Annotated in this window: 22 protein-coding genes and 29 tRNA genes; 48 read left to right on the top strand and 3 right to left on the bottom strand. The window is 38.1% G+C overall.

Annotated elements, in window-relative coordinates:
* Positions 1-141: 141 nt before the first annotated feature.
* Positions 142-528, bottom strand: a complete 387-nt coding sequence (locus tag MKX39_RS20415; protein WP_340771693.1) for a hypothetical protein — start codon at positions 526-528, stop codon at positions 142-144.
* A gap of 183 nt (positions 529-711) precedes the next feature.
* On the opposite strand from MKX39_RS20415, the gene MKX39_RS20410 reads away from it, so the two are divergent.
* The 38 genes from MKX39_RS20410 (at position 712) to MKX39_RS20225 (ending at position 9,625) form a co-directional block, all read left to right on the top strand.
* The gene (locus MKX39_RS20410; RefSeq protein WP_340771691.1) at positions 712-1,314 is read left to right on the top strand and encodes a metallophosphoesterase family protein; all 603 of its coding nucleotides are present in this window, start codon (positions 712-714) and stop codon (positions 1,312-1,314) included.
* Between the two features lie 642 nt (positions 1,315-1,956).
* Positions 1,957-2,253: a hypothetical protein gene (locus MKX39_RS20405; protein ID WP_340764943.1), complete on the top strand. Its 297-nt coding sequence runs from the start codon at positions 1,957-1,959 to the stop codon at positions 2,251-2,253.
* Between the two features lie 68 nt (positions 2,254-2,321).
* Positions 2,322-2,398, top strand: a tRNA-Cys gene (locus MKX39_RS20400).
* Between the two features lie 5 nt (positions 2,399-2,403).
* Positions 2,404-2,478 (top strand) — tRNA-Gln (locus tag MKX39_RS20395).
* 7 nt (positions 2,479-2,485) lie between these two features.
* A tRNA-Asp gene (locus MKX39_RS20390) sits at positions 2,486-2,560 on the top strand.
* Positions 2,561-2,566: 6 nt separating this feature from the next.
* Positions 2,567-2,644 (top strand) — tRNA-Pro (locus MKX39_RS20385).
* A 5-nt stretch (positions 2,645-2,649) separates the two neighbouring features.
* Positions 2,650-2,734, top strand: a tRNA-Tyr gene (locus MKX39_RS20380).
* 17 nt (positions 2,735-2,751) lie between these two features.
* Positions 2,752-2,836: transfer RNA gene (locus MKX39_RS20375), tRNA-Leu, on the top strand.
* 80 nt (positions 2,837-2,916) lie between these two features.
* Positions 2,917-2,991: transfer RNA gene (locus MKX39_RS20370), tRNA-Glu, on the top strand.
* A gap of 6 nt (positions 2,992-2,997) precedes the next feature.
* Positions 2,998-3,082, top strand: a tRNA-Leu gene (locus MKX39_RS20365).
* A 5-nt stretch (positions 3,083-3,087) separates the two neighbouring features.
* Positions 3,088-3,159, top strand: a tRNA-Thr gene (locus MKX39_RS20360).
* An 85-nt stretch (positions 3,160-3,244) separates the two neighbouring features.
* Positions 3,245-3,316: transfer RNA gene (locus tag MKX39_RS20355), tRNA-Lys, on the top strand.
* Between the two features lie 8 nt (positions 3,317-3,324).
* A tRNA-Gly gene (locus tag MKX39_RS20350) sits at positions 3,325-3,399 on the top strand.
* Positions 3,370-3,663, top strand: coding sequence for a hypothetical protein (locus tag MKX39_RS20345; protein WP_340771689.1), 294 nt, complete (start codon positions 3,370-3,372; stop codon positions 3,661-3,663). Before MKX39_RS20350 ends, MKX39_RS20345 begins: the two co-directional genes overlap by 30 nt.
* Before the next feature lie 8 nt (positions 3,664-3,671).
* Positions 3,672-3,745: transfer RNA gene (locus tag MKX39_RS20340), tRNA-Arg, on the top strand.
* An 84-nt stretch (positions 3,746-3,829) separates the two neighbouring features.
* Positions 3,830-3,904 (top strand) — tRNA-Ile (locus MKX39_RS20335).
* A gap of 6 nt (positions 3,905-3,910) precedes the next feature.
* Positions 3,911-3,988 (top strand) — tRNA-Pro (locus MKX39_RS20330).
* Between the two features lie 3 nt (positions 3,989-3,991).
* Positions 3,992-4,066, top strand: a tRNA-Ala gene (locus MKX39_RS20325).
* Positions 4,067-4,087: 21 nt separating this feature from the next.
* Positions 4,088-4,179, top strand: a tRNA-Ser gene (locus MKX39_RS20320).
* A gap of 4 nt (positions 4,180-4,183) precedes the next feature.
* Positions 4,184-4,275: transfer RNA gene (locus MKX39_RS20315), tRNA-Ser, on the top strand.
* A gap of 5 nt (positions 4,276-4,280) precedes the next feature.
* Positions 4,281-4,370 (top strand) — tRNA-Ser (locus tag MKX39_RS20310).
* 5 nt (positions 4,371-4,375) lie between these two features.
* A tRNA-Asp gene (locus tag MKX39_RS20305) sits at positions 4,376-4,450 on the top strand.
* 17 nt (positions 4,451-4,467) lie between these two features.
* Positions 4,468-4,553, top strand: a tRNA-Leu gene (locus MKX39_RS20300).
* Between the two features lie 4 nt (positions 4,554-4,557).
* Positions 4,558-4,634, top strand: a tRNA-Arg gene (locus tag MKX39_RS20295).
* 78 nt (positions 4,635-4,712) lie between these two features.
* Positions 4,713-4,788: transfer RNA gene (locus tag MKX39_RS20290), tRNA-Val, on the top strand.
* A gap of 35 nt (positions 4,789-4,823) precedes the next feature.
* Positions 4,824-5,639, top strand: a complete 816-nt coding sequence (locus tag MKX39_RS20285) for an ATP-grasp domain-containing protein (RefSeq protein WP_445678055.1) — start codon at positions 4,824-4,826, stop codon at positions 5,637-5,639.
* A gap of 36 nt (positions 5,640-5,675) precedes the next feature.
* Positions 5,676-6,107, top strand: coding sequence for a GatB/YqeY domain-containing protein (locus MKX39_RS20280; protein WP_340764937.1), 432 nt, complete (start codon positions 5,676-5,678; stop codon positions 6,105-6,107).
* Positions 6,108-6,137: 30 nt separating this feature from the next.
* Positions 6,138-6,213 (top strand) — tRNA-Asn (locus MKX39_RS20275).
* Between the two features lie 5 nt (positions 6,214-6,218).
* Positions 6,219-6,294 (top strand) — tRNA-Asn (locus tag MKX39_RS20270).
* 31 nt (positions 6,295-6,325) lie between these two features.
* Positions 6,326-6,399, top strand: a tRNA-Gly gene (locus tag MKX39_RS20265).
* A gap of 3 nt (positions 6,400-6,402) precedes the next feature.
* Positions 6,403-6,477 (top strand) — tRNA-Ile (locus MKX39_RS20260).
* 4 nt (positions 6,478-6,481) lie between these two features.
* Positions 6,482-6,556, top strand: a tRNA-Phe gene (locus MKX39_RS20255).
* Between the two features lie 5 nt (positions 6,557-6,561).
* Positions 6,562-6,638: transfer RNA gene (locus tag MKX39_RS20250), tRNA-Thr, on the top strand.
* A gap of 12 nt (positions 6,639-6,650) precedes the next feature.
* Positions 6,651-6,723, top strand: a tRNA-His gene (locus MKX39_RS20245).
* Between the two features lie 354 nt (positions 6,724-7,077).
* Complete coding sequence (locus tag MKX39_RS20240; RefSeq protein ID WP_340764934.1) at positions 7,078-7,677, top strand: TerD family protein; 600 nt, start codon at positions 7,078-7,080, stop codon at positions 7,675-7,677.
* Positions 7,678-7,734: 57 nt separating this feature from the next.
* Positions 7,735-8,322, top strand: coding sequence for a TerD family protein (locus tag MKX39_RS20235; protein WP_340764932.1), 588 nt, complete (start codon positions 7,735-7,737; stop codon positions 8,320-8,322).
* A 294-nt stretch (positions 8,323-8,616) separates the two neighbouring features.
* Complete coding sequence (locus MKX39_RS20230; protein ID WP_340764931.1) at positions 8,617-9,030, top strand: hypothetical protein; 414 nt, start codon at positions 8,617-8,619, stop codon at positions 9,028-9,030.
* Between the two features lie 22 nt (positions 9,031-9,052).
* Entirely contained in the window at positions 9,053-9,625 is a 573-nt protein-coding gene (locus tag MKX39_RS20225; protein ID WP_340764929.1) for a hypothetical protein, read from the top strand.
* 147 nt (positions 9,626-9,772) lie between these two features.
* Here the strand turns inward: MKX39_RS20225 and MKX39_RS20220 are convergent, their stop codons facing one another.
* Entirely contained in the window at positions 9,773-10,864 is a 1,092-nt protein-coding gene (locus MKX39_RS20220; RefSeq protein ID WP_340764927.1) for a hypothetical protein, read from the bottom strand.
* A 434-nt stretch (positions 10,865-11,298) separates the two neighbouring features.
* Between MKX39_RS20220 and MKX39_RS20215 the strand changes: the two genes are divergently transcribed.
* From MKX39_RS20215 to MKX39_RS20185, 7 genes are all read left to right on the top strand, one after another.
* Positions 11,299-12,171, top strand: a complete 873-nt coding sequence (locus tag MKX39_RS20215; protein ID WP_340764925.1) for a YitT family protein — start codon at positions 11,299-11,301, stop codon at positions 12,169-12,171.
* A gap of 196 nt (positions 12,172-12,367) precedes the next feature.
* Positions 12,368-12,823 carry a hypothetical protein gene (locus tag MKX39_RS20210; protein WP_340771688.1) on the top strand — a complete coding sequence of 152 codons (456 nt, stop codon included), beginning with the start codon at positions 12,368-12,370 and terminating at the stop codon, positions 12,821-12,823.
* Positions 12,824-12,963: 140 nt separating this feature from the next.
* Entirely contained in the window at positions 12,964-13,254 is a 291-nt protein-coding gene (locus MKX39_RS20205; protein ID WP_340764921.1) for a hypothetical protein, read from the top strand.
* Between the two features lie 12 nt (positions 13,255-13,266).
* Complete coding sequence (locus tag MKX39_RS20200) at positions 13,267-13,599, top strand: hypothetical protein (protein ID WP_340764919.1); 333 nt, start codon at positions 13,267-13,269, stop codon at positions 13,597-13,599.
* 34 nt (positions 13,600-13,633) lie between these two features.
* Complete coding sequence (locus MKX39_RS20195; RefSeq protein WP_340764918.1) at positions 13,634-14,140, top strand: ADP-ribosyltransferase-containing protein; 507 nt, start codon at positions 13,634-13,636, stop codon at positions 14,138-14,140.
* Between the two features lie 160 nt (positions 14,141-14,300).
* Positions 14,301-14,765 carry a hypothetical protein gene (locus tag MKX39_RS20190; protein ID WP_340771686.1) on the top strand — a complete coding sequence of 155 codons (465 nt, stop codon included), beginning with the start codon at positions 14,301-14,303 and terminating at the stop codon, positions 14,763-14,765.
* A gap of 15 nt (positions 14,766-14,780) precedes the next feature.
* Positions 14,781-15,377: a hypothetical protein gene (locus MKX39_RS20185; RefSeq protein WP_340764914.1), complete on the top strand. Its 597-nt coding sequence runs from the start codon at positions 14,781-14,783 to the stop codon at positions 15,375-15,377.
* 120 nt (positions 15,378-15,497) lie between these two features.
* On the opposite strand, the gene MKX39_RS20180 is transcribed toward MKX39_RS20185, so the two are convergent.
* Entirely contained in the window at positions 15,498-15,830 is a 333-nt protein-coding gene (locus MKX39_RS20180; protein WP_340764912.1) for a hypothetical protein, read from the bottom strand.
* A gap of 191 nt (positions 15,831-16,021) precedes the next feature.
* Here MKX39_RS20180 and MKX39_RS20175 point away from each other — a divergent pair, with 191 nt between their 5' ends.
* The 3 genes from MKX39_RS20175 to MKX39_RS20165 all read left to right on the top strand — a co-directional run bounded on the left by MKX39_RS20175 (position 16,022) and on the right by MKX39_RS20165 (position 18,587).
* Complete coding sequence (locus MKX39_RS20175) at positions 16,022-17,551, top strand: hypothetical protein (RefSeq protein ID WP_340771684.1); 1,530 nt, start codon at positions 16,022-16,024, stop codon at positions 17,549-17,551.
* Positions 17,552-17,718: 167 nt separating this feature from the next.
* Positions 17,719-17,907, top strand: coding sequence for a hypothetical protein (locus MKX39_RS20170; RefSeq protein WP_340764910.1), 189 nt, complete (start codon positions 17,719-17,721; stop codon positions 17,905-17,907).
* Positions 17,908-18,179: 272 nt separating this feature from the next.
* Positions 18,180-18,587 carry a hypothetical protein gene (locus tag MKX39_RS20165; RefSeq protein WP_340764908.1) on the top strand — a complete coding sequence of 136 codons (408 nt, stop codon included), beginning with the start codon at positions 18,180-18,182 and terminating at the stop codon, positions 18,585-18,587.
* Positions 18,588-18,628 lie beyond the last annotated feature (41 nt).

Here is an 18,628-nt window from a genome sequence, read left to right as displayed (position 1 = left end):
GTGGAAATGATTGTGGATGTGGCTATTGTTGGTCCTGTAACGCTTGTGAAGAATGTTTAAGCGAATAAGATTATAAGATAGTTGAAGACATGCTACAAATCTACAAGACCAATATCTATTAACAGGAGAAGGCTGCTTGGTTTATTCAAGCAGCTCTTTTTGTTTGTCAAAAATCGTTGGGCTTGATACCGCTTGATATTCAAGGCGAATTAAATGTTTTATGTTCGAAATGTCTCCGGAAAGAAGCGGGCTTGGAAGAAGGTATTTAGATAAAACAGGATGTCCATTAAACTGTATCTTTTTGAAAAAGACCTGTCGAGTTTTATTTAATCCTATTTCATCCTTTCTCCTACATATACAAATATCAGAGGAGTCTATTTCCACAAATTCTAAATCTTCTATAGGTATATCCAATAATTCTCTCAACTGTAGATCAAACATGACTTTCATTTCTACCAAGGTTTTGTTCCACCGTAATGGATAGATACCGTAATTTTGCATTTGATCTATGAGTAACAAGTGAATCATATTATCACCCTTTATTCGTTATTTTTAGTCATCTCCCAGTCAGTTTAGGTAATACATCTGCGGTTGAGACATGGGAATATTAGCCATTAAAACGGAGTGCTTAATATTCTTTAGACCAATTATAGATATACATAATACACTTGAGCATATAATAAAAAAAGAAGTAATCAGGAGGGATATAAGATGAACTGGCTTTTTCTGTCTGATTTACAAGGGGTATATCATGATGAGTGGCAAACCTTTATAAATATGGACAATACAGAATGGGATGGAGTAGTGGTCCTTGGAGACATCGACACTCTCTATTTGAAGAGCATCTCTGAGCGATTCAAGGGGAGACCAATTATTGGCGTTTTAGGAAATCATGACTATCCAGGAGATCTAGAGTATTACAATATCGTCAATATTCACCGAGAACAATCAAAGTTAGGAACTGAACGAGTAACAGGCATCGAAGGCTGCGTGAGATACAAGCAAGGAAAGAGTTTCCCGATGTATACACAAGCAGAAATGATTCGCATTTGTGATGACTTGCCTGCAGCAGATATCATCATTAGTCATAATTCACCATTTGGAATTCACGATAAAACTAATCGTGCCCATCTTGGGTATCTCGGGCTAAAAAACTACATCGAAAAACATCAACCGACTCATGTGTTTCATGGACATCAACACAAACATCAAATTAGCATGGTTGGGAAGACAAAAGTTGTTTGTGTATTTGGAGGATGGGTCTGGAATCAAGAGAAAGACACGCTAAAACAGGTGCTAAAAGTGGCAGAATGAATAATCCCTATTAAATTTAAGCATAGAGAAATCGACGGACAAAAACGTTCGTCATTTTTTATTGTAAATTTTATTTGACAAACTGGATATTGGGTGGTATACTTAGAATATAAAGTTAAAGAAACGAAATAATCATTTTTGTTCGACACGCTAGAAATGTATATACACCAAGGTTTTGAATGGGATAGAACCATTTTTGGTAAAGATTATGGAATAATTGCCGAACTATAGAATATGATGTTACAACAAAACAAAAAAAACGAAAGCAGAGGTGATGGACATGTTGAGAAAAATGACGATAGAAAACTTTTTAAACGTAGCGTCAAAACAGGGGAACAATCCCTTTATTTCAACACGCCTATCATCAGACGCATCACATACAAATTTAGATAGTCGCGAACTAACAGCAGAGGGATGGTATCCTTCTCGCTCATTAGGAAAGCTCCGAAAGAACATGCAGACATACTTGTATTCTTTTTACACACCACTGGTGTCGAATCGAATGTAGATTAGTTGTATATTCTTTTCCCACTCCGAGAGGATTGAGGAAGCTGCTCCTGATGAGATTATCTCACCGGGAGTTTTTTATTGCCTAAAAGGAACAAAAACAAAAAAACTAACACACGAAAGGAGAGGAAAGACATGATGAAAACAATTGCAGATTTAATGAGCAAGCATTGGCAAACACTATCAAGCGAATCAAGAATAGGCGGATTTGATCGCCCTAGTTTCACATGTCCGGAATCTGGACGTGTTGTTGAGTATACGCAAAATACGGCAAATTTACTGGATTTAGCGGGAGAGGTTTCATTACCGAAAGAATGTTTCAAGGAAAAACGTAAGATGGACGACCGACAGCAAAAGGGCAACCCTTATTTTTCAGGGCACCAATATTTGCACAGGCGAACACATCGCATGTTTTGTCATACCTTCGCATAGGAGGATATAGACACCCTTGAAGCACTCGTCGGGAAACCGAACGGGTGCTTTTTTGTAACATTTTTTTCGGACAGGTAGCCAAGAGGCTCAAGGCGAGAGACTGCAAATCTCTTATTCGCCGGTTCAAATCCGGTCCTGTTCTCCAATTATTCCCCTTTAGCCAAATGGTAAGGCATTCGACTTTGAATCGGAAAAGTCCACGTTCGAATCGTGGAAGGGGAACCAATCACACGGTGCTGTAGATCAATGGTAGATCGCTTCCCTGTCACGGAAGAGGTTGCGGGTTCAAATCCCGTCAGCACCGCCAACATTTCAAGATGTAGCTCAGTTTGGTTAGAGTACTTGGTTTGGAACCAAGGGGTCGCAGGTTCGAGTCCTGCCATCTTGACCATATATGAGGTGTTCGCATAGTGGCAATTGCAAGGGACTGTAAATCCCTCCTCGAAAGAGTACGTTGGTTCGAGTCCAACACACCTCACCATACTTTAGAACAACAATGCGGATATGGTGGAACTGGTATACACGTGCGATTCAGAATCGTATGCCTATGGGCGTGGGAGTTCGACTCTCCCTATCTGCACCAAATTTATAAAAAGAAGGAGTGAGCGACATGCTCGAGACAATAGAAGTAGATGAGATAAGGTTCGGAAGGCAACACAATAAGGCCCAGTGGTGAAATGGTTAACACACTAGACTTTCACTCTAGGATTGCGGGTTCAATCCCCGTCTGGGTCACCAAATAATGCGGATATGGTGGAACTGGTATACACGTGCGATTTAGAATCGTATGCCTTCGGGCGTGGGAGTTCGACTCTCCCTATCTGCACCAAACATGCTCGTTTAGTTCAGCGGAAGAATGCCTGTTTTGTAATCAGGATGTCGGGGGTTCAAATCCCTCAACGAGCTTAGCTTCATCAATACAAAAAGAATAGGAAGTGAGAACGATGAAGAGTGATAAGAGTGACAAGAAAATCAGCAAGCAATCAAATCCGCCTTCGTAGCTCAACGGTAGAGCAAGGTACTTTTAATACCGAGGTTGTAGGTTCAAATCCTATCGAGGGCATTTCATTTGTGGTCATGGTCTAATGGCAAAGACGACTGCCTTCCAAGCAGTAGATGTGGGTTCGATTCCCACTGGTTGCACCAATTAAACACAAGAAGGGATCTGATGTAGATGGGAGCAAGACAGAAGTACTACTAATTGACTACAAACAACTAATCGATTTTACAGACTCGATGCAGAAGAACAACTTTAAATTCGTTCACCAGTACATTCAAAAACGAGTGAAGAAACAAAAAGAAGGATGGGAAGAGGAATGTGAAAGCTTCCTGAAGGATGCAATAGAGTTGCAAGAGAGATTGAACCAGTATAGAAAAGATTACCTTAAACGGTTCGGTAGTGAACAATAACCATATTTGCCCTTGTAGCTCAGTAGGATAGAGCAACCGATTTCTAATCGATGAGTCAAGAGTTCGAGTCTCTTCTTGGGCGTTTTATTAATGCGGTAACAGGTGTACATTTGCTCTCATAAGGCAGATTGTGTAGGTTCGATTCCTACTACTGCAACCAATCTATACATCCTTAGCTCAGTGGTAGAGCGTTCGGCTGATAACCGAGAAGTCAGGAGTTCAAATCTCTTAGGATGTACCAATATTTCAAGATGTAGCTCAGTTTGGCCAGAGTACTTGGTTTGGATCCAAGGGGTCGCAGGTTCGAGTCCTGCCATCTTGACCAAATGGGATTATAGCTCAATTGGAAGAGCAACTGCCTTGCACGCAGTAGGAAGGGGTTCGAGTCCCCTTAGTTCCACCATTTTCAAAAAAATAAAGTTACGGGTAGTTGGCTGAGTGGCTGAAGGCACCGCACTGCTAATGCGGAAGAGGGGTAAAATACTCTCACAGGTTCGACTCCTGTACTACCCGCCATAACGGAGATGTGGCAGAGCTTGGTTTATTGCGTCGGTCTCGAAAACCGAAGGGCATGGAAGTGTCCCGTGAGTTCGAATCTCACCATCTCCTCCATATTTGGAAACGTGGCCGAGAGGCTGAAGGCGTCGGTCTTGAAAACCGAAGGGCGTGTAAGCGTTCCAGGGGTTCGAATCCCCTCGTTTCCTCCAATAATGACTCCGTGGTGTAACGGTTGCACGCCCGCCTGTCTAGCGGAAAGTTGCGGGTTCAAATCCCGTCGGGGTCGCCATATTAAGTATTTATTTTGCGGGTGTGATGGAACTGGTAGACATAGCGGACTTAAAATCCGCTGCTCTTGTAGCGTGTGGGTTCGACTCCCGCCATCCGTACCAAAATAACCACGTAGCTCAATGGATGGAGCATCTGACTACGAATCAGAAGGATTGCAGGTTCAAGTCCTGCCGTGGTTGCCATAGGGGTATAGTTTAATGGCAAAATGACGGCCTCCAAAACCGACGATGTAGGTTCGATTCCTGCTATCCCTGCCAAACGTTTGCTTAGCTCAACTGGGAGAGTACCTGTTTTACAAGCAGGTGGTTGGGGGTTCAAGTCCCTCAGCAGACACCATTAAAGTAAATGAAATTTCGAAAAAAAGATAAGGAGTGAGCAAGTTGAAATGGTTAGTACAAGAATTTCTAAACAATAGTTCGAATGTGGAAAGAGTCATAACTGCTTTAGAAATGAGTTCTACTGCTTATTTAATAGTACGACTGAACAAAGATTATAGTTTAACTGTCCTCCATAAAGGTACGAGAATACCTGAAGATAATTCAGCAGATATATTGAAAAAATTTACAAAAAATGAAAACATAATGGTCTACGGTTCAAAACAATTTGCAAACGTTGCACAATCAGAGAATTTTAAGCCAGGTTCTTTCTGGAGCGAAGACTTTGAGTATGAAGTGTTTAAACAAAAAATCGGCAAGGAACTGTTAAACAACGAATTCGTGGTTGGGGAGCTGTCGGGGCTAAAACCTATTTGGGATTCCTTTTTCATCCGACCGACGGGAAACACAAAGTTGTTTACTGGTTTCACCATCACATTAGAAGATTTTCTTTCATGGCAAGAAAGAGAATCTGATGTCAATAGTGCGTATGTGGGACAGACTTTAATGATCTCACCTGTCAAAGAGATAAAAGCCGAATATCGCTTTTTCGTTGTTGAGCAACAAATCGTGACAGCCTCAAGCTATGTAGTCGAGAAGTCTACAAATATTAATCACAAACCATCTGAAGAATTGATGGCTTATACCAAAGAAATGATTGATTTGTTTCCTCTCTCAAAGGCCTTTGTTATTGATGTTGCGGAAACAGATGATGGATTTAAAGTGATTGAATACAATAATATAAACTCTTCAGGACTGTACGGTTGCGATGAGTTAAATATTGTCCAAAAGATAAACGCAATGCAATTATAGATTAAGAAAAAAATACAGAAAGTCGGTGGAAGAACAATGAAAATGAAAGACTTAATCATGAAAGATCTAATCCAAGCAATGAAAGCGAAAGACGCACGGAAAAAAGGCGTGCTACAACTCGTGAAGGCAGGCTTGGAGAATGCTGAGAAAGTAAAACGTTCGCCTTTGGATGAAAAAGAAGAAATCCAGATCGTGCAACGCGAGATCAAGCAGACCAAAGACTATCTGGCAGAAGCCGAAAAGCTTGGTCGGACAGACAGCGTGGAGGATGCGAATGCAAAAATCGACATTTTATACGGTTACCTTCCGAACCAGATGTCAGAAGATGAAGTGCGAGCAGCTCTCATACAGAGTGGTGTCGTAGCTGGAATGAGTATGGGAGATGCAATGAAGATTGCCATGCCTGTACTATCTGGTAAAGCAGAAAACGCAACAATTTCGAAGATGGTGAAACATCTAATATCCTAAAATTCGGGCAGCAACGACTGCCTTTCTTATTCCGATATAACTCAGTTGGTAGAGTATCTGGCTGTTAACCAGGAAGTCACAGGTTCGAGCCCTGTTGTCGGAGCCAATTATTTACCCGTAGCTCAATCGGTAGAGCAACTCCCTGTTAAGGAGAAGGTTACAAGTTCAAGTCTTGTCGGGTAAGCCAACTATTGCAGAGCGATGTAGTTCTGTAACCAGTGGGAGTAGTTTAATGGTATAATGCCAGCTTGCCAAGCTGGAGGTGAGGGTTCGATTCCCTCCTCTCGCACCATATGGATCTTTAGTTCAGCGGTAGAGCGGTCCGCTCATAACGGACATGTCGCAGGTTCGAATCCTGCAAGATCCACCATAACGGATAAATAGCTGAGATGGATTAGCGATGGACTGAAAATCCATAGAGGGTGGATCGTTACCACTTTTGTCCACCATACATGCCGAAGTAGCACAATTGGCTAGTGCACCTGACTTGTAATCAGGGGGCTGCAGGTTCAAGTCCTGTCTTCGGCACCAAATAAAACTGTGGTGATGTTGGTGAAGCGGTTAACACGGGCCACTGTGAATGGTCTATTCGAGGGTTCGACCCCCTCACGTCACATACTAGAAAGAGTTAGAGATAAGCGTCGTCCATAATGGATGGCGTTTTTGTCTCGTTTAGAAGTAAACTAGATGCATTTTAGGTCGAATGGTTTTCAACAGAATCTACATCGAATTTAGATGACGTTACTATTGTGTACTATAGTAACAAATGTGTAATGATTGAAATGCAGTTATAAATGGTTTAATATGTCGATTCTAGTCGATTTTTTCTATGACTTCGATTCAATTAACCAATATTATTTATTGACATTGTTTACTACAGTGTATATAATAAATGGTAGAGATGAGATAACCTCTTATTCCTTCTGTAACCGATTCATCTAAAAAAAAATAAGGGGAGTGGGCTAAGAATATGACAGTGAGCTTACAAAAAGGTCAGCGTATTGACTTAACAAAAGGAAATGCACAACTCGATCGCATTCAAGTCGGTTTGGGATGGGATTCTGCTTCTGCTTCGTCAACAAAAAAGAAAGGTTTTTTAGCAGCTCTTACTCCACAGATTGACTGCGACGCATCTGTCATCATGCTTCAAGATGGAAAGTTCCAATCGAAGAAAGATTTGATTTATTTCATGAATAAAAAAAGTAATTGCAAGTCTGTTATACATTCTGGTGATAATTTAACAGGCAAAGGCAGCGGCGATGATGAAGTAATAACGGTTGATTTGAAGTCTGTTCCTGCTTCTTACGATAAAATCGTCTTCGTAGTAAATATTTACAGCTGCGTTTCTCGAAAACAAGACTTTGGCATGATTTCCAATGCATTCATTCGAATCGTTGATCCAACAACAGGTAACGAGTTGGTTAAATACAATCTCTCGGATGATTATCAAGGCCTTACTTCTCTTATTGTCGGCGAAATCTATCGTCATGGGCAAGAGTGGAAGTTTTCAGCAACTGGTGATGGAACAACAGACAAAACCGTCAACGAAATTTGCCAGAGATTCGCATAAATACACAATACTCGCAATAAAAACGTAAGAATAAACAAAAAAATGGAGGTTTTGTAAATGGGAGTTTCCTTAGCAAAAGGACAAAAGGTAGACTTAACAAAAAATAATCCGGGATTATCACATGCAACGGTTGGTCTTGGATGGGATGTTAATAAATATGATGGAGGACATTCTTTCGATTTAGATGCATCCGTATTTTTATTGGACGCGAACGGTAAAGTGTCAGCAGCAAGTGACTTCGTGTTCTACAATAATCCAACAGGCGGAAATGGTTCTGTGGTTCATATTGGCGATAACCTTACTGGAGAGGGAAACGGCGATGATGAGACGATCAACATTGATATTCAAGCAGTTCCATCTTCGATTGAAAAGATTACCTTTGCCGTGACTATTAATGACGCTGAAACTCGTCACCAAAACTTCGGTATGGTAAGCAACTCGTATATCCGTATCATGGACAAATCATCGGGAGAAGAATTGATTCGTTATGATCTAGGAGAGGATTTCAGTATTGAAACAGCAGTAGTCGTAGGCGAGCTTTACCGTAACAACGGGGAATGGAAATTCAACGCAATCGGAGCTGGTTATCAAGGTGGCCTTGGTTCACTATGTAACGACTTTGGAGTAGAAGTATCTATAAATTAACCATATACGAAGGGGAGGCATTTATGCTTCCTCTTTTTTGGTTGTTAAATACTTTTTTCTAGAGAAAGGCTGTTTTTACTTCCATTCTTATAATAATTAAAGATTAGCAAATTTCAGAAAATTGAATTGACTAAATGTTAAATTTTAGATAAAATTGAATCAGGAGCCCTAATAGATTAGGAGAGGAGAAATTGACTAGAAAAAGAGCGGAGTGATTTTATCAAAAAATACATTTACCTTGGAATTTCAATAACTTTAGTCATTTTCTTAGGTATTATAGCTTCATATTATTTCATGAAAAGTGAAACGACGGAAATAGCAGAAGTTGTCATTGAAAATGACGATTATTTAAACAGCTTGAACAAAATTGACATAAATTTATTAGAGAGTTCTCCTAGTGTATATTCTTTAAAAAATGAGTCTTTGGCTAATGGAGATATTTTTTTGCTGAGAGAGAAAAATGAAGGATTGTCTTTAAAAAAAGGTGATCATGTTTTTATTAATCTCACCTTTGAGCCAGATGGTTCAAGTCAAACAAATGCTGGTTTCATTTTAAATGGAAATTATACAGAACTATTTGCAGAAAAAATTACTGATAAGCTCGTAACTGATTTTACTGTAGAAGAGGATGGAGAATATATATTTTGCGTAATTGGTTTTAATGCAAATTTCATCAATCTTACATACGGTGGTATTCATATCAATTGATAGATAAAACAGGGGGAAATATATGAAGAATTTAAACAAGTTCGCAAAGTCTATCGCTTTCTTAGGAATGATTAGTTTTGCCATTTTCTCGGTTGAAACCGTTGCAAGTGCAGATTCCGTATCTGTATCTATACCAAAACAGGAACAATTGGATTTTGATAAGTTGAACAAAATAGATACCCTTGGTGTCAATGCAGAAGTTTATGTCAATCCAGAACACCAAGACGATGTCTATTTTCTAATAGATAATGAGAAATACATCATAAAAGATAATACTTTTGTAAAAGACATTAACATTCCTAAATATGGTACATATGCTACTGATTCGTGGTATGTTCAATTAGAAAATGGTCATAATACGGGAAAACATTATACCATTTCAAAGGGTACGAGCACGCAGTTTTCTACTTATGGATTACCGGAAACTAGAAGAATGGTGGTCTATGGACCTAATTGGGATGTAATAGCAACAGTGACAGGTAGCAACGAAGGTGTAGCTATGGTACAAAAAGCAAAAGTAACAGGAGATCACGGTTTTTATGTTCAAAACTTCAGTGCAACAAGTCAGTTGTTTAGATGTGAAGTGAAGTTTTAATAAATTAAGAGTACGTTTGTAACTGCTCGCATATTGTACACAAAAAGACATTCAGGGCTAGACTATTCTATTCTGAATGTCTTTCGTCATGCCATATTCTATTGAGTTCTTATTTTTCTTTACTTGAAATGAACATAGATTTTCCGTTTAAGATACCTGAGTAAATATCTCTTCCGCGATACGAATGACACCAGAATAGCCAAGACCCCATTTTGTTTCAAAAGGAATATCATTCTCTCTACACATCTGTTTGATGTGCTCTCCTCCAACATGACCTGAAACAGACAATAAGAAAATGACAAGATCCGCTTTCTTCACGAGTGGTTCGATACGAATTAATTTATCTTTCGCATCTGCCGTCAATAAAGTACCTCCACGCTGATAAATTGGGTCTTCGTAATGATTTCGGTTGGATTCATCACCAATCAATAAGATGGTACGTCCAGTAAGGGTTTGTTCTAAAGGTTCTATCTCTATCTCTTTCATGCTTTTCTTCTTACTTCCTGTATTCTTGTCGTTTGCTTCTGGAATGACTTCTGTTTTATGCACCCACAACACTTTTGCTTTTTGAGGGTTAGTTTTGTAAAAAGCAATATCAATAAGGGATCCTTCTTGAATATGATGCTCATGAATATCTTGTTCATCTAACAAAACGGTATAGAAATCTTCTCCGGAACGAATTGGTTTGCCTGTTTCCTCACTTTTATCTACCGCCAGTCTTCCAGCTACCTTTTTCACCACACAATAATTAAATTGTTGGCGTATTGGATTCTCTTCAGCAACTCCTTTTTCAACTAGCTCATATTGATAGAACTTATGATTGTCATCGAACTCTTTTAGCAACTTGGCACTTACGCTATCACCGTGTTCAAGTCCGAGTTTTCGAACGATGCCTTCTGGAACAAATCCATTAATTTCAGGAATATATCCACCTCTTAATTTTCTCTCAAAAATATAAGTCGGGGTTTCAATTTCCTCAGTATCTATCAATTCTTTCTCAACTAATACTTCCTCTTTCGGTTCAATTATTTGCTCCTCTTCTTTCTTCCAATTTTCCAATACAGAGAGTTCGTTATCTAAATTATGTTTAGTTTTGAACGAAACTACTTCTTCTAATTGTTCGCATAGCTGCCAATAGTGTTTAAAGAGTTTTTTCTGTAACTCGATATTCTCAAAACTGATGGAATCGATACTTTCTTTCATTTGCTCTTTTATCATTTCTAGTAATTGTCTATTCATAATTTTCCTCCTTCTACTTTGGATAATTCTACAAAAATCGTGGCATTCCTGCTAATTATATCCTAAAAAAACTAAATTAGTAAATTTTATTATACAATAATCTTATAATTTCATGAAAAAAAGTCCTCTGAGTCACTCGCGGTCTTATTATCGACATCTCTTCGAGAATGGTTCGACTTCTCATCGAGTTCTGTTTGAAAAAAAACATAAGAAACCAACACATTGAATACCAATATACGTCCTTGCTATAAATATATGATTTCCAGACCTTGTCACGTTTCTAAGCGGACCACGGTAAGTCTTTTTTTTGTTCCTTTTCTTACTTCATCTTTTTTTTATCAACTCGCCTTTTTTTGCATAGAATAGGTGAAAACTTCCAAAAGGAGCAACTTGTTTGCAGATAAAAAGGGAAGCAGTAGAAGGGCGGAAAAGAAATGAAAAAAGAACCAAAAGAAACAGCTAGCTATCTTGAAAAGTTTGTGAGGAATTTGTTTATTATTATCGGAGCAATTATCACAGCAGTCGGTTTAGAAGCTGTACTCATTCCAAATGACGTAATTGATGGGGGTATTACAGGAATATCTATCATGATTGCACATTTATCCGGTTTATCGCTCAGTTTGTTCATCTTTATCCTCAATATTCCATTTGTTTATGTCGGGTATAAGCAATTAGGGAAGACTTTTGCCTTTAGAACGGTGGTTGGAATTGCTAGCCTTGCAATTGCAACTAGTTTACTTCATCATATTCCAACGTTGATAAGAGGAGATTCACTTCTTGTTACAGTTTTAGGAGGAATTATGATTGGTGTGGGTATTGGAATCGTTCTTCGGAACGGTGGGGCTTTAGATGGCACAGAAGTTCTAGCTGTCTTGATTGCTAAAAAGATACCATTTTCTGTTGGGGAAATCATCATGGTATTAAATATCGTTATCTTCTCCGTGGCCAGTTCTATATACGGGTTAGACGGAGCTTTGTATTCAGCTTTAGCCTATTTTATCGCCATCAAGGTGATTGATGTAGTACAGGTTGGATTTGATGAATCCAAATCAGTGACTATAATCAGTAATAACTCAAGAGATGTCGGCGAGGCTATTCAAGCTAGGTTAGGAAGAAGCGTTACCTACATCGCCGGTGAAGGTGGCCATAAAAATGAAAAGGTAGAGATGATTTATTGCGTGATCAATAGGTTGGAAGAATCGAAAATGAAGACTATTATCAAATCGCTAGATACAGAAGCTTTCATCACGATTTCGGATGTAGCAGAAGTAAAAGGTGGAAACTTCAAGAAGCGAAACATTCACTAATACATTTCTAACTAGAATCATATGAGTAAGCACCTCTTATCGAGGTGTTATTTTTGTGATTTTCCTACTTGCATATATCCAACAATGGAATTTTTCTTAAGTAATACAACTATAATGGTAAGTAAATCGAAATCAAGGAGAGCTTTTGGGCTTAGGTAAGGGAAACAATAAGAATGAGAAAAGGGAGATGTTTTAATTGGGCGAGAATGTAAATATGTTAATAGGGTGTATTTATAAATTGGAACAAGTAATCCAAACGCGTTACTTTTATTTGAATCAGGAGACTGGAGCTGTGAAGGATGTTACTCTAGAACTATGCGAGTCAATCGATTCTTTTAATGAGGCAGCTCGGGAAAAGCGAGATAATAATGAGTATGCTTTAATAATTCCATACGAATATAACCTTGGGATGGCTCAGTACAGTTTTGGTTGTGGATTATCTCATTATCTACAAGCAGATCAATTTATCTTAATCGAGAGAAGACATAATGCAGCTGGAAAGACTCTTTCTTTCCCTCTATTTAAATGTCGCATCTCGATGTATGTTCCGTCAGATATAAAAGACATCTTGGAGTGTACAGGAGTTTTTGATCCATCGATTCAAGAAGCACTAAGAGCTAGATATGTAAAACAACTGACAGGTAATAAATAAATACCATACAGTCCGACACCTCATTTCGAGGTGTTTTTTTGAATCTTATTCCTTCTATCAAAAAGACTGCGGCTGCATATCATATAACGGCAAAACAAATACAGGAGCGAGGAATCGCAATTAAAAAGGAGAGAAATAAAATGAGTCAAGAAGTAACTGGTAAAACAATTAACGGAAGTGGAAGGGCGATTTTAATGCAAACAAGAGATGTGTATTTGGCAGAATATAAAGAGGATTTAGGGGAAAGAGAGTTCAAGAGTATGTTTTCTATCATTGATAATGAATACTATGCACTTATAGAAAAAGATATTAAAGAGGGAAGAATTATCACACAAGAGGTATATGCTAGTTTAGCAGAAGGCCAAAGATTTCATTTTAACAAGCATTACAATCATCGAGGAGACAAGGTGAAAACAAACAGTGAATTTTAAAGGAGCTGTAATATGTCAAATTTAATTAGAGTAGCAGACATCTCTGCCAAAAAAGTGTATAGTCTTGGAAAAGCTCGCAATGCAGCGAACATTTTACCTTTGTTATTGAGTCAATTATCGCTAAAATCAACTCAAATAGTCTTATACGGGGATGAGAGCCATGCATTCTTAGAGGATAAGTACGAAGACGAACAAAACTTCGAGCAAAACATGTTGGATTCTTATACAGACGATTGGGTAGATTGGGCAAAATCGAATAAGTGGAGTTTGGAAGAATTTAATGAACTTTTTGAAGTATATGGAGGAAACATTGTAACACCATTAGAATTAATCAAAAGAGCATAAATTCCATTATAATAACTTTTAAAGGATGAGTGATATGAATATACTAACAACTGATTTCACAGATTGGTTCAAGCATTCGAAAGTTGTAGGAACCGATAAGCTCCCGTTAATCGTTTATCATGGTACAAACAATGAATTCTCAGCTTTTGAAACGGAACCATTAAAGGCGAAAAGTTATTATGGAATGGGTGCTTCAGCTATTGGTAGTTGTTTTTCCGAAAGTCTAGAGGTTGCGGCTTCTTATCCAAAGCAATTAAATTTGGAAAACCGCCATGTAAAAGAAGTATATCTGTCCATACAGAACCCGAAAAAGTATAGAACACTCACAGCTTTAACTAATCATTTAATAGAGTTTTGTGAAGAACGAAAGCTTCCCCTTGTCCAAGACCGGTTGCTGCACGTATCCATGTTCAAAGACTATTTAATAGATCAGGGTTATGATGGAATCACTTATAAAGAAGGACCTGTTTATAATCCTAAGCAAAATAAAGCGACTGTGTGGGTGGCGTTTCATCCATATCAGATTAAGATCAGTAAGTAAAGTTGTCAATAAACAAATAAATACCATTCAGGCAGACACCTCATATCGAGGTGTCTTTTTTTAATTTTATTCCTTCTATCAAAAAGACTATGACTGCATATCATAGAGCAGCAAAACAAACACAGGAGCGAGTAATCGCAATTAAAAAGGAGTGTTAGATATGGGAAATATTAAATGGTCTCACTTGGTTAGGTTATGGTTTAGTCATCCAGAAAAGGGAGAATCGGTAAGGAAGTTATACGAAATTAATAAATTGACAGAGAGAATTAGAGAAAAAGGAGGTTTTCAGTTAATTACGCGAAATACACGATTTTTAGCGTTAACCATTAGGCTAAAACAAATTAACAAGCTCTATCACGACCAGCCATCCATGCAAATAGAAGTATTGGATAAATATGAACCAACGCTTTATGTCATTAAGGATGCATTGAAGCTTTCATGGGGTCGAAATATCTCAAGAGATACGCTATTTTGTAAACGGATAGAAAATTTACTGCAGTTTGTTTTAGAAGACATGGAAAAATTGTTGATAGAGGATAGAAATAAAATAGGAACAGATGTGGTAAATCCACTAGAACAAGAACTGTTCATGTTGAAAAGCCTGAAAGGAATGGGAAGTATTTAAAAGGGAGTGAAATACATGACAGTAGAAAAGTTGGGGTTTATCCTCGCTGTGAGCGTACTGGTTATAAGAGGCATAAGTTCTGTCATTCATTTGGTGAAGATGAAGAGAAACAAGGGGAAGATGTTAGAAGAGAAATACGACAGCCTGAAAATACTAGAGGATACAGTATCAACACTGCAAGCTGCTGTTAAAACAATGGAAGAATCGGAAAGTAAAGTTCCTGAAAAGTTAGTGCATGTGTACAAATCGTTGGCTGTATTAAGAAATGTCTGCAAACGAAAGGAAACGATGGCTTACTATAAGCCACTAGTTGACAAATATGACGAATCGTTTTTATTAATAAAGCGTTCGGTAGAAGGTACGATAAAAATCAATTTACTTGGAGAAGAAGTCGTTTGGGAAATGACAGCAAGACTCATTGATTCCATTGTCCTCGAATTTGTAGAAATGGAGAAACTTATAAAGACAAATCAAAAACTGACTAAGCAATCAGAACTTAACTCTATTGTAGAACAATTAAAATGGGAGATAGAATTAATGGAAAAGTTCAGAAGCGGTAAGCAAGAAGGGAAGACGCAACTGGACCAGGTCAGCTTATTTAAAAAATATTAATTCACTAGGCATGTCGTTCGGAAGCTAACAATATGACACCCTTCAAATGTTTCAAGAGACACCTATTTGGGTGTCTTTTTCTATCACAATTAAAAAGACAGACGCTAAGGCCTGTCCAATTCAAGCATGTTCGGTTGTATATACTTGGTAGTCTCCAATTGTTCCCACTAAAGAAAGATACAAGCTAATATGAGCTTCTTCTGCAGCTTCTGCCGCGTTAGTTGTGCCATACATTTCAAAAATTTCTTCCCCTGAATAGATAGCTTCAAACATGCTTTCCAGACGGCCGTGGATCTCATCTTCTTTCAACACATCGTAATAGATGCTCTCACCATTTTCTTCTACATAATATTCATTAGCAACTCCGCTATCTACATCTTCCTTAATAAAACGAGAGGATATCTGCTCCTGATTTATTCCTAACAGTTTTGCTAATGCTTCTATTCGGTTCATTTCCTTATTCCTCCTTAGTAAACTATGACAGTTTCCTGATATTTTTATTCGCTTATTCTATGCAGGTGTGACAAGAACTATAAATCTCTACATGTCTGGAATGATAAATGGAGCGTCTTTTGAATATGATATAGGGATTTGATAACACTGGTGCAGTTTTCGTGCTGCTGACTAAAAAGGAGAGATTGTAGATGAAAAGAAAAGACATGTTTATGAATGAAGTTATTTTAGTAGAGGAAGCCATGGGAAAAGCGTGTGGACTGTCTATTCCGCCTCGATTTGAAGCGTTGGAACTAGATGCTGTGCTTGAATACTTACGTGTGTTCCGCAAGCAAAAAATAAGTGTGCTTGTGAAACATTTGAAGGAAGAAGAAACAGGTACATTCTTAATAGAAACTGCTAAATTGGTATTAGCCATGTGCAAGGATTTAGGAGAGAAGACTTATCAACTCTCTTGGAATGATACTCAAGACAAAGTAGCGACGGATTTATCCAATTCATTTCCTGAGCTATTTCAAGCAGTCAATGCCGAGATAGAAGAAGCTGATGCATATGAGGAGATTCGTTATAATATGAACAAGTCTCATACGAGACAATTAAAAGGGATTACGGCCTTGTTATCAACTCCACAAGAAGTCGTGGAAATCAAACGGGAAATAGGGAGAAAATCGCGTGAAATGCAATACTTAATAGACAACAGTAAGCTCTCTATGGAAAATAAAGAGAAGTTGAACAAGTACAGGAAGACAAAATACGAAGAATCCCTCTTACGAATAAACATTAAATTCGAAGAAGAACCAGTTAAAGTACTGTATTACCGTTCTGGAACAAGTGTATCCGTTAAGGTGAAGTTGAGCAAGACTGGATATAGCTACCGAGAAGGAAGAGGAAAAGAAGTAAGGAGAAACAAAGGAACAGACAAGGCAGAGTATCCACTTATTATATCTTTTTCCTATTTCGAAGATTTCTTATCTGGAAATGGAGTAGCGAATGAGGATATTTTAGTAGATAAACAAAGTCTGGATACATTCTATCAATTTGGAACGAAATTATCTGCCAATCTAACACCGAAGTTTGTGGAAGACTGGTACAATTACGATTGTCCAGATCTTTATCGACTTAGTTCAAATAAAGAACAAGGACTATCTTGGATAGGAGAACCGCTACCTCATTTTTGCACTAAATTAGTAGAGGTATCTTGGAGTTCCACCTATGTAAATGAAGGTGTGTCAGAAGAAGAAGTGAACAAACTAATTAAAGGCCGTGAGCACACTGGGATAGCGACAGAATTAACAACCATGCTTAAATCAAAGGCAATGAGATTAACTGGCGAGGCAGATGCTCTCGAACAAGAAATAAATGAGTATGATGAGAAGATTCAGAAGGTCATTCAAGAGAATTCTTCCACAATCCTAGAAGGGGTAGCAAAAGCTTTTCCAGAACGGATGATTCATTTTTCTAACCAACCAGCTGACTTTAAGATTAACGATGATTTCGGCTTGGATTGTGGATATATCAACATCCGGTCTAAAGATGATGTGTATACAGAGAAACGGAAGATGTTATCGAATGTCTTCTCAGACGTTGCAGATTGGATGAGTATATCGCTGCCATTGTATTCACAGAGTACAACGCTCAATAAAGTGCAGTTTGATGTAGCCGCTCAAGTTGTAAGGAATGAGTTGGGTATTGAACTATTTGCACACACGGTTATGGATTAAATAACCAGGTAGGAGAGAGAGTTCTCTCCTATTTTTATTGACTAAAAACTAGCACTACTTATGAGATTAAGTGGTACCCCGTTGGTTCAACATTCCAAATGGAATAGTTGTAACTAGGTTTATATATAATAGAACATCAAAATGAAAAAATTAAAGGAGAAAGATATATGAACCCATTAATACCCGCTATAGTTCTGTTAGTCGCGTTCGTTATTCTGTTGTGTTTCAACTGGGGAAGAATGAATGGAGCATCTGAGCTAAAAGAAAAGAACGCATTTAAACAAAAAGTGTTTTTATACGCTTTTGCCAGTGTCGTTATTGTGGTCGCTGGAATAGTAATGTTCGTACTAAAATAACAGACAGAACCTGACACCGTCTTCGGTAGATTCAGGTTCTTTTTTTGTCTACTATCTGAAATAAAGAACCTAAGTGAAAATGGTTGAGAATGCATATGATAAACAGCACAAGTGAAATAGGAGCGAACATTCGCGTGTAAAAAGGAGAAAGAAGAATCCATTGGATAACAGGTGAGGAAGAATAAAGGTAGGTATGTATTATATATGTTTTTTTATAAATGGTGTTTTGTTAGAAAGTAAAGGAATGAATAAAAACAGGGAGGGATTTATAAATGGCTAATGAGAGAGAGTTGGAAAAATTAAAAGAAATAGCCCATGATGTAGCAAAGGAGATCCTTGCATTTAAAAAATACGGAAGAATTATTCGTGTACATTATGATGAATCAGATGGAAGAAATCAGGGCCGGTGGAGTCATGATTACGGACTACAGTCTGACTCAAGTGAAAAAGAAGTCCCTTTTGAATGGAATGAAGACGATGATTATTGTGAAAAGCATTACGACGCATATGGTGTTATTGATGATTGTCCATTATTTAAAGAGTGGCAAGAGTTTGCGGAGAGAATAGCTGCAGAAAAGGCAAGTCTATATGGCGTCGAAATATTTACGGAATTAGAGGGTGTAAAATATCAAATTGGCCTTAGAGTAAAGGTAGAAAAGGAAAATCAAGCATGGTGGTAACTTGTTATTTTTGTAGAGAAACCGGGCCATTAGAAGATTTC

It is taken from the genome of Psychrobacillus sp. FSL K6-1464, assembly GCF_038003145.1.
Lineage (GTDB): Bacteria > Bacillota > Bacilli > Bacillales_A > Planococcaceae > Psychrobacillus > Psychrobacillus psychrotolerans.
Note: the sequence above shows the minus strand (reverse complement) of the source record. Positions and strands in the feature narration are given on the sequence as shown.

Excerpts from the sequence above, each read along its gene's own strand:
- MKX39_RS20195 (WP_340764918.1), top strand. The coding sequence starts at position 13,634 with ATGAATATACTAACAACTGATTTCACAGATTGGTTCAAGCATTCGAAA.
- MKX39_RS20410 (WP_340771691.1), top strand. The coding sequence starts at position 712 with ATGAACTGGCTTTTTCTGTCTGATTTACAAGGGGTATATCATGATGAG.
- MKX39_RS20235 (WP_340764932.1), top strand. The coding sequence starts at position 7,735 with ATGGGAGTTTCCTTAGCAAAAGGACAAAAGGTAGACTTAACAAAAAAT.
- MKX39_RS20180 (WP_340764912.1), bottom strand. The coding sequence starts at position 15,830 with ATGAACCGAATAGAAGCATTAGCAAAACTGTTAGGAATAAATCAGGAG.
- MKX39_RS20345 (WP_340771689.1), top strand. The coding sequence starts at position 3,370 with ATGTGGGTTCGATTCCCACTGGTTGCACCAATTAAACACAAGAAGGGA.
- MKX39_RS20200 (WP_340764919.1), top strand. The coding sequence starts at position 13,267 with ATGTCAAATTTAATTAGAGTAGCAGACATCTCTGCCAAAAAAGTGTAT.
- MKX39_RS20185 (WP_340764914.1), top strand. The coding sequence starts at position 14,781 with ATGACAGTAGAAAAGTTGGGGTTTATCCTCGCTGTGAGCGTACTGGTT.
- MKX39_RS20165 (WP_340764908.1), top strand. The coding sequence starts at position 18,180 with ATGGCTAATGAGAGAGAGTTGGAAAAATTAAAAGAAATAGCCCATGAT.
- MKX39_RS20220 (WP_340764927.1), bottom strand. The coding sequence starts at position 10,864 with ATGAATAGACAATTACTAGAAATGATAAAAGAGCAAATGAAAGAAAGT.
- MKX39_RS20205 (WP_340764921.1), top strand. The coding sequence starts at position 12,964 with ATGAGTCAAGAAGTAACTGGTAAAACAATTAACGGAAGTGGAAGGGCG.
- MKX39_RS20170 (WP_340764910.1), top strand. The coding sequence starts at position 17,719 with ATGAACCCATTAATACCCGCTATAGTTCTGTTAGTCGCGTTCGTTATT.
- MKX39_RS20280 (WP_340764937.1), top strand. The coding sequence starts at position 5,676 with ATGAAAATGAAAGACTTAATCATGAAAGATCTAATCCAAGCAATGAAA.
- MKX39_RS20415 (WP_340771693.1), bottom strand. The coding sequence starts at position 528 with ATGATTCACTTGTTACTCATAGATCAAATGCAAAATTACGGTATCTAT.
- MKX39_RS20405 (WP_340764943.1), top strand. The coding sequence starts at position 1,957 with ATGATGAAAACAATTGCAGATTTAATGAGCAAGCATTGGCAAACACTA.
- MKX39_RS20215 (WP_340764925.1), top strand. The coding sequence starts at position 11,299 with ATGAAAAAAGAACCAAAAGAAACAGCTAGCTATCTTGAAAAGTTTGTG.
- MKX39_RS20175 (WP_340771684.1), top strand. The coding sequence starts at position 16,022 with ATGAAAAGAAAAGACATGTTTATGAATGAAGTTATTTTAGTAGAGGAA.
- MKX39_RS20240 (WP_340764934.1), top strand. The coding sequence starts at position 7,078 with ATGACAGTGAGCTTACAAAAAGGTCAGCGTATTGACTTAACAAAAGGA.
- MKX39_RS20230 (WP_340764931.1), top strand. The coding sequence starts at position 8,617 with ATGAAAAGTGAAACGACGGAAATAGCAGAAGTTGTCATTGAAAATGAC.
- MKX39_RS20190 (WP_340771686.1), top strand. The coding sequence starts at position 14,301 with ATGGGAAATATTAAATGGTCTCACTTGGTTAGGTTATGGTTTAGTCAT.
- MKX39_RS20225 (WP_340764929.1), top strand. The coding sequence starts at position 9,053 with ATGAAGAATTTAAACAAGTTCGCAAAGTCTATCGCTTTCTTAGGAATG.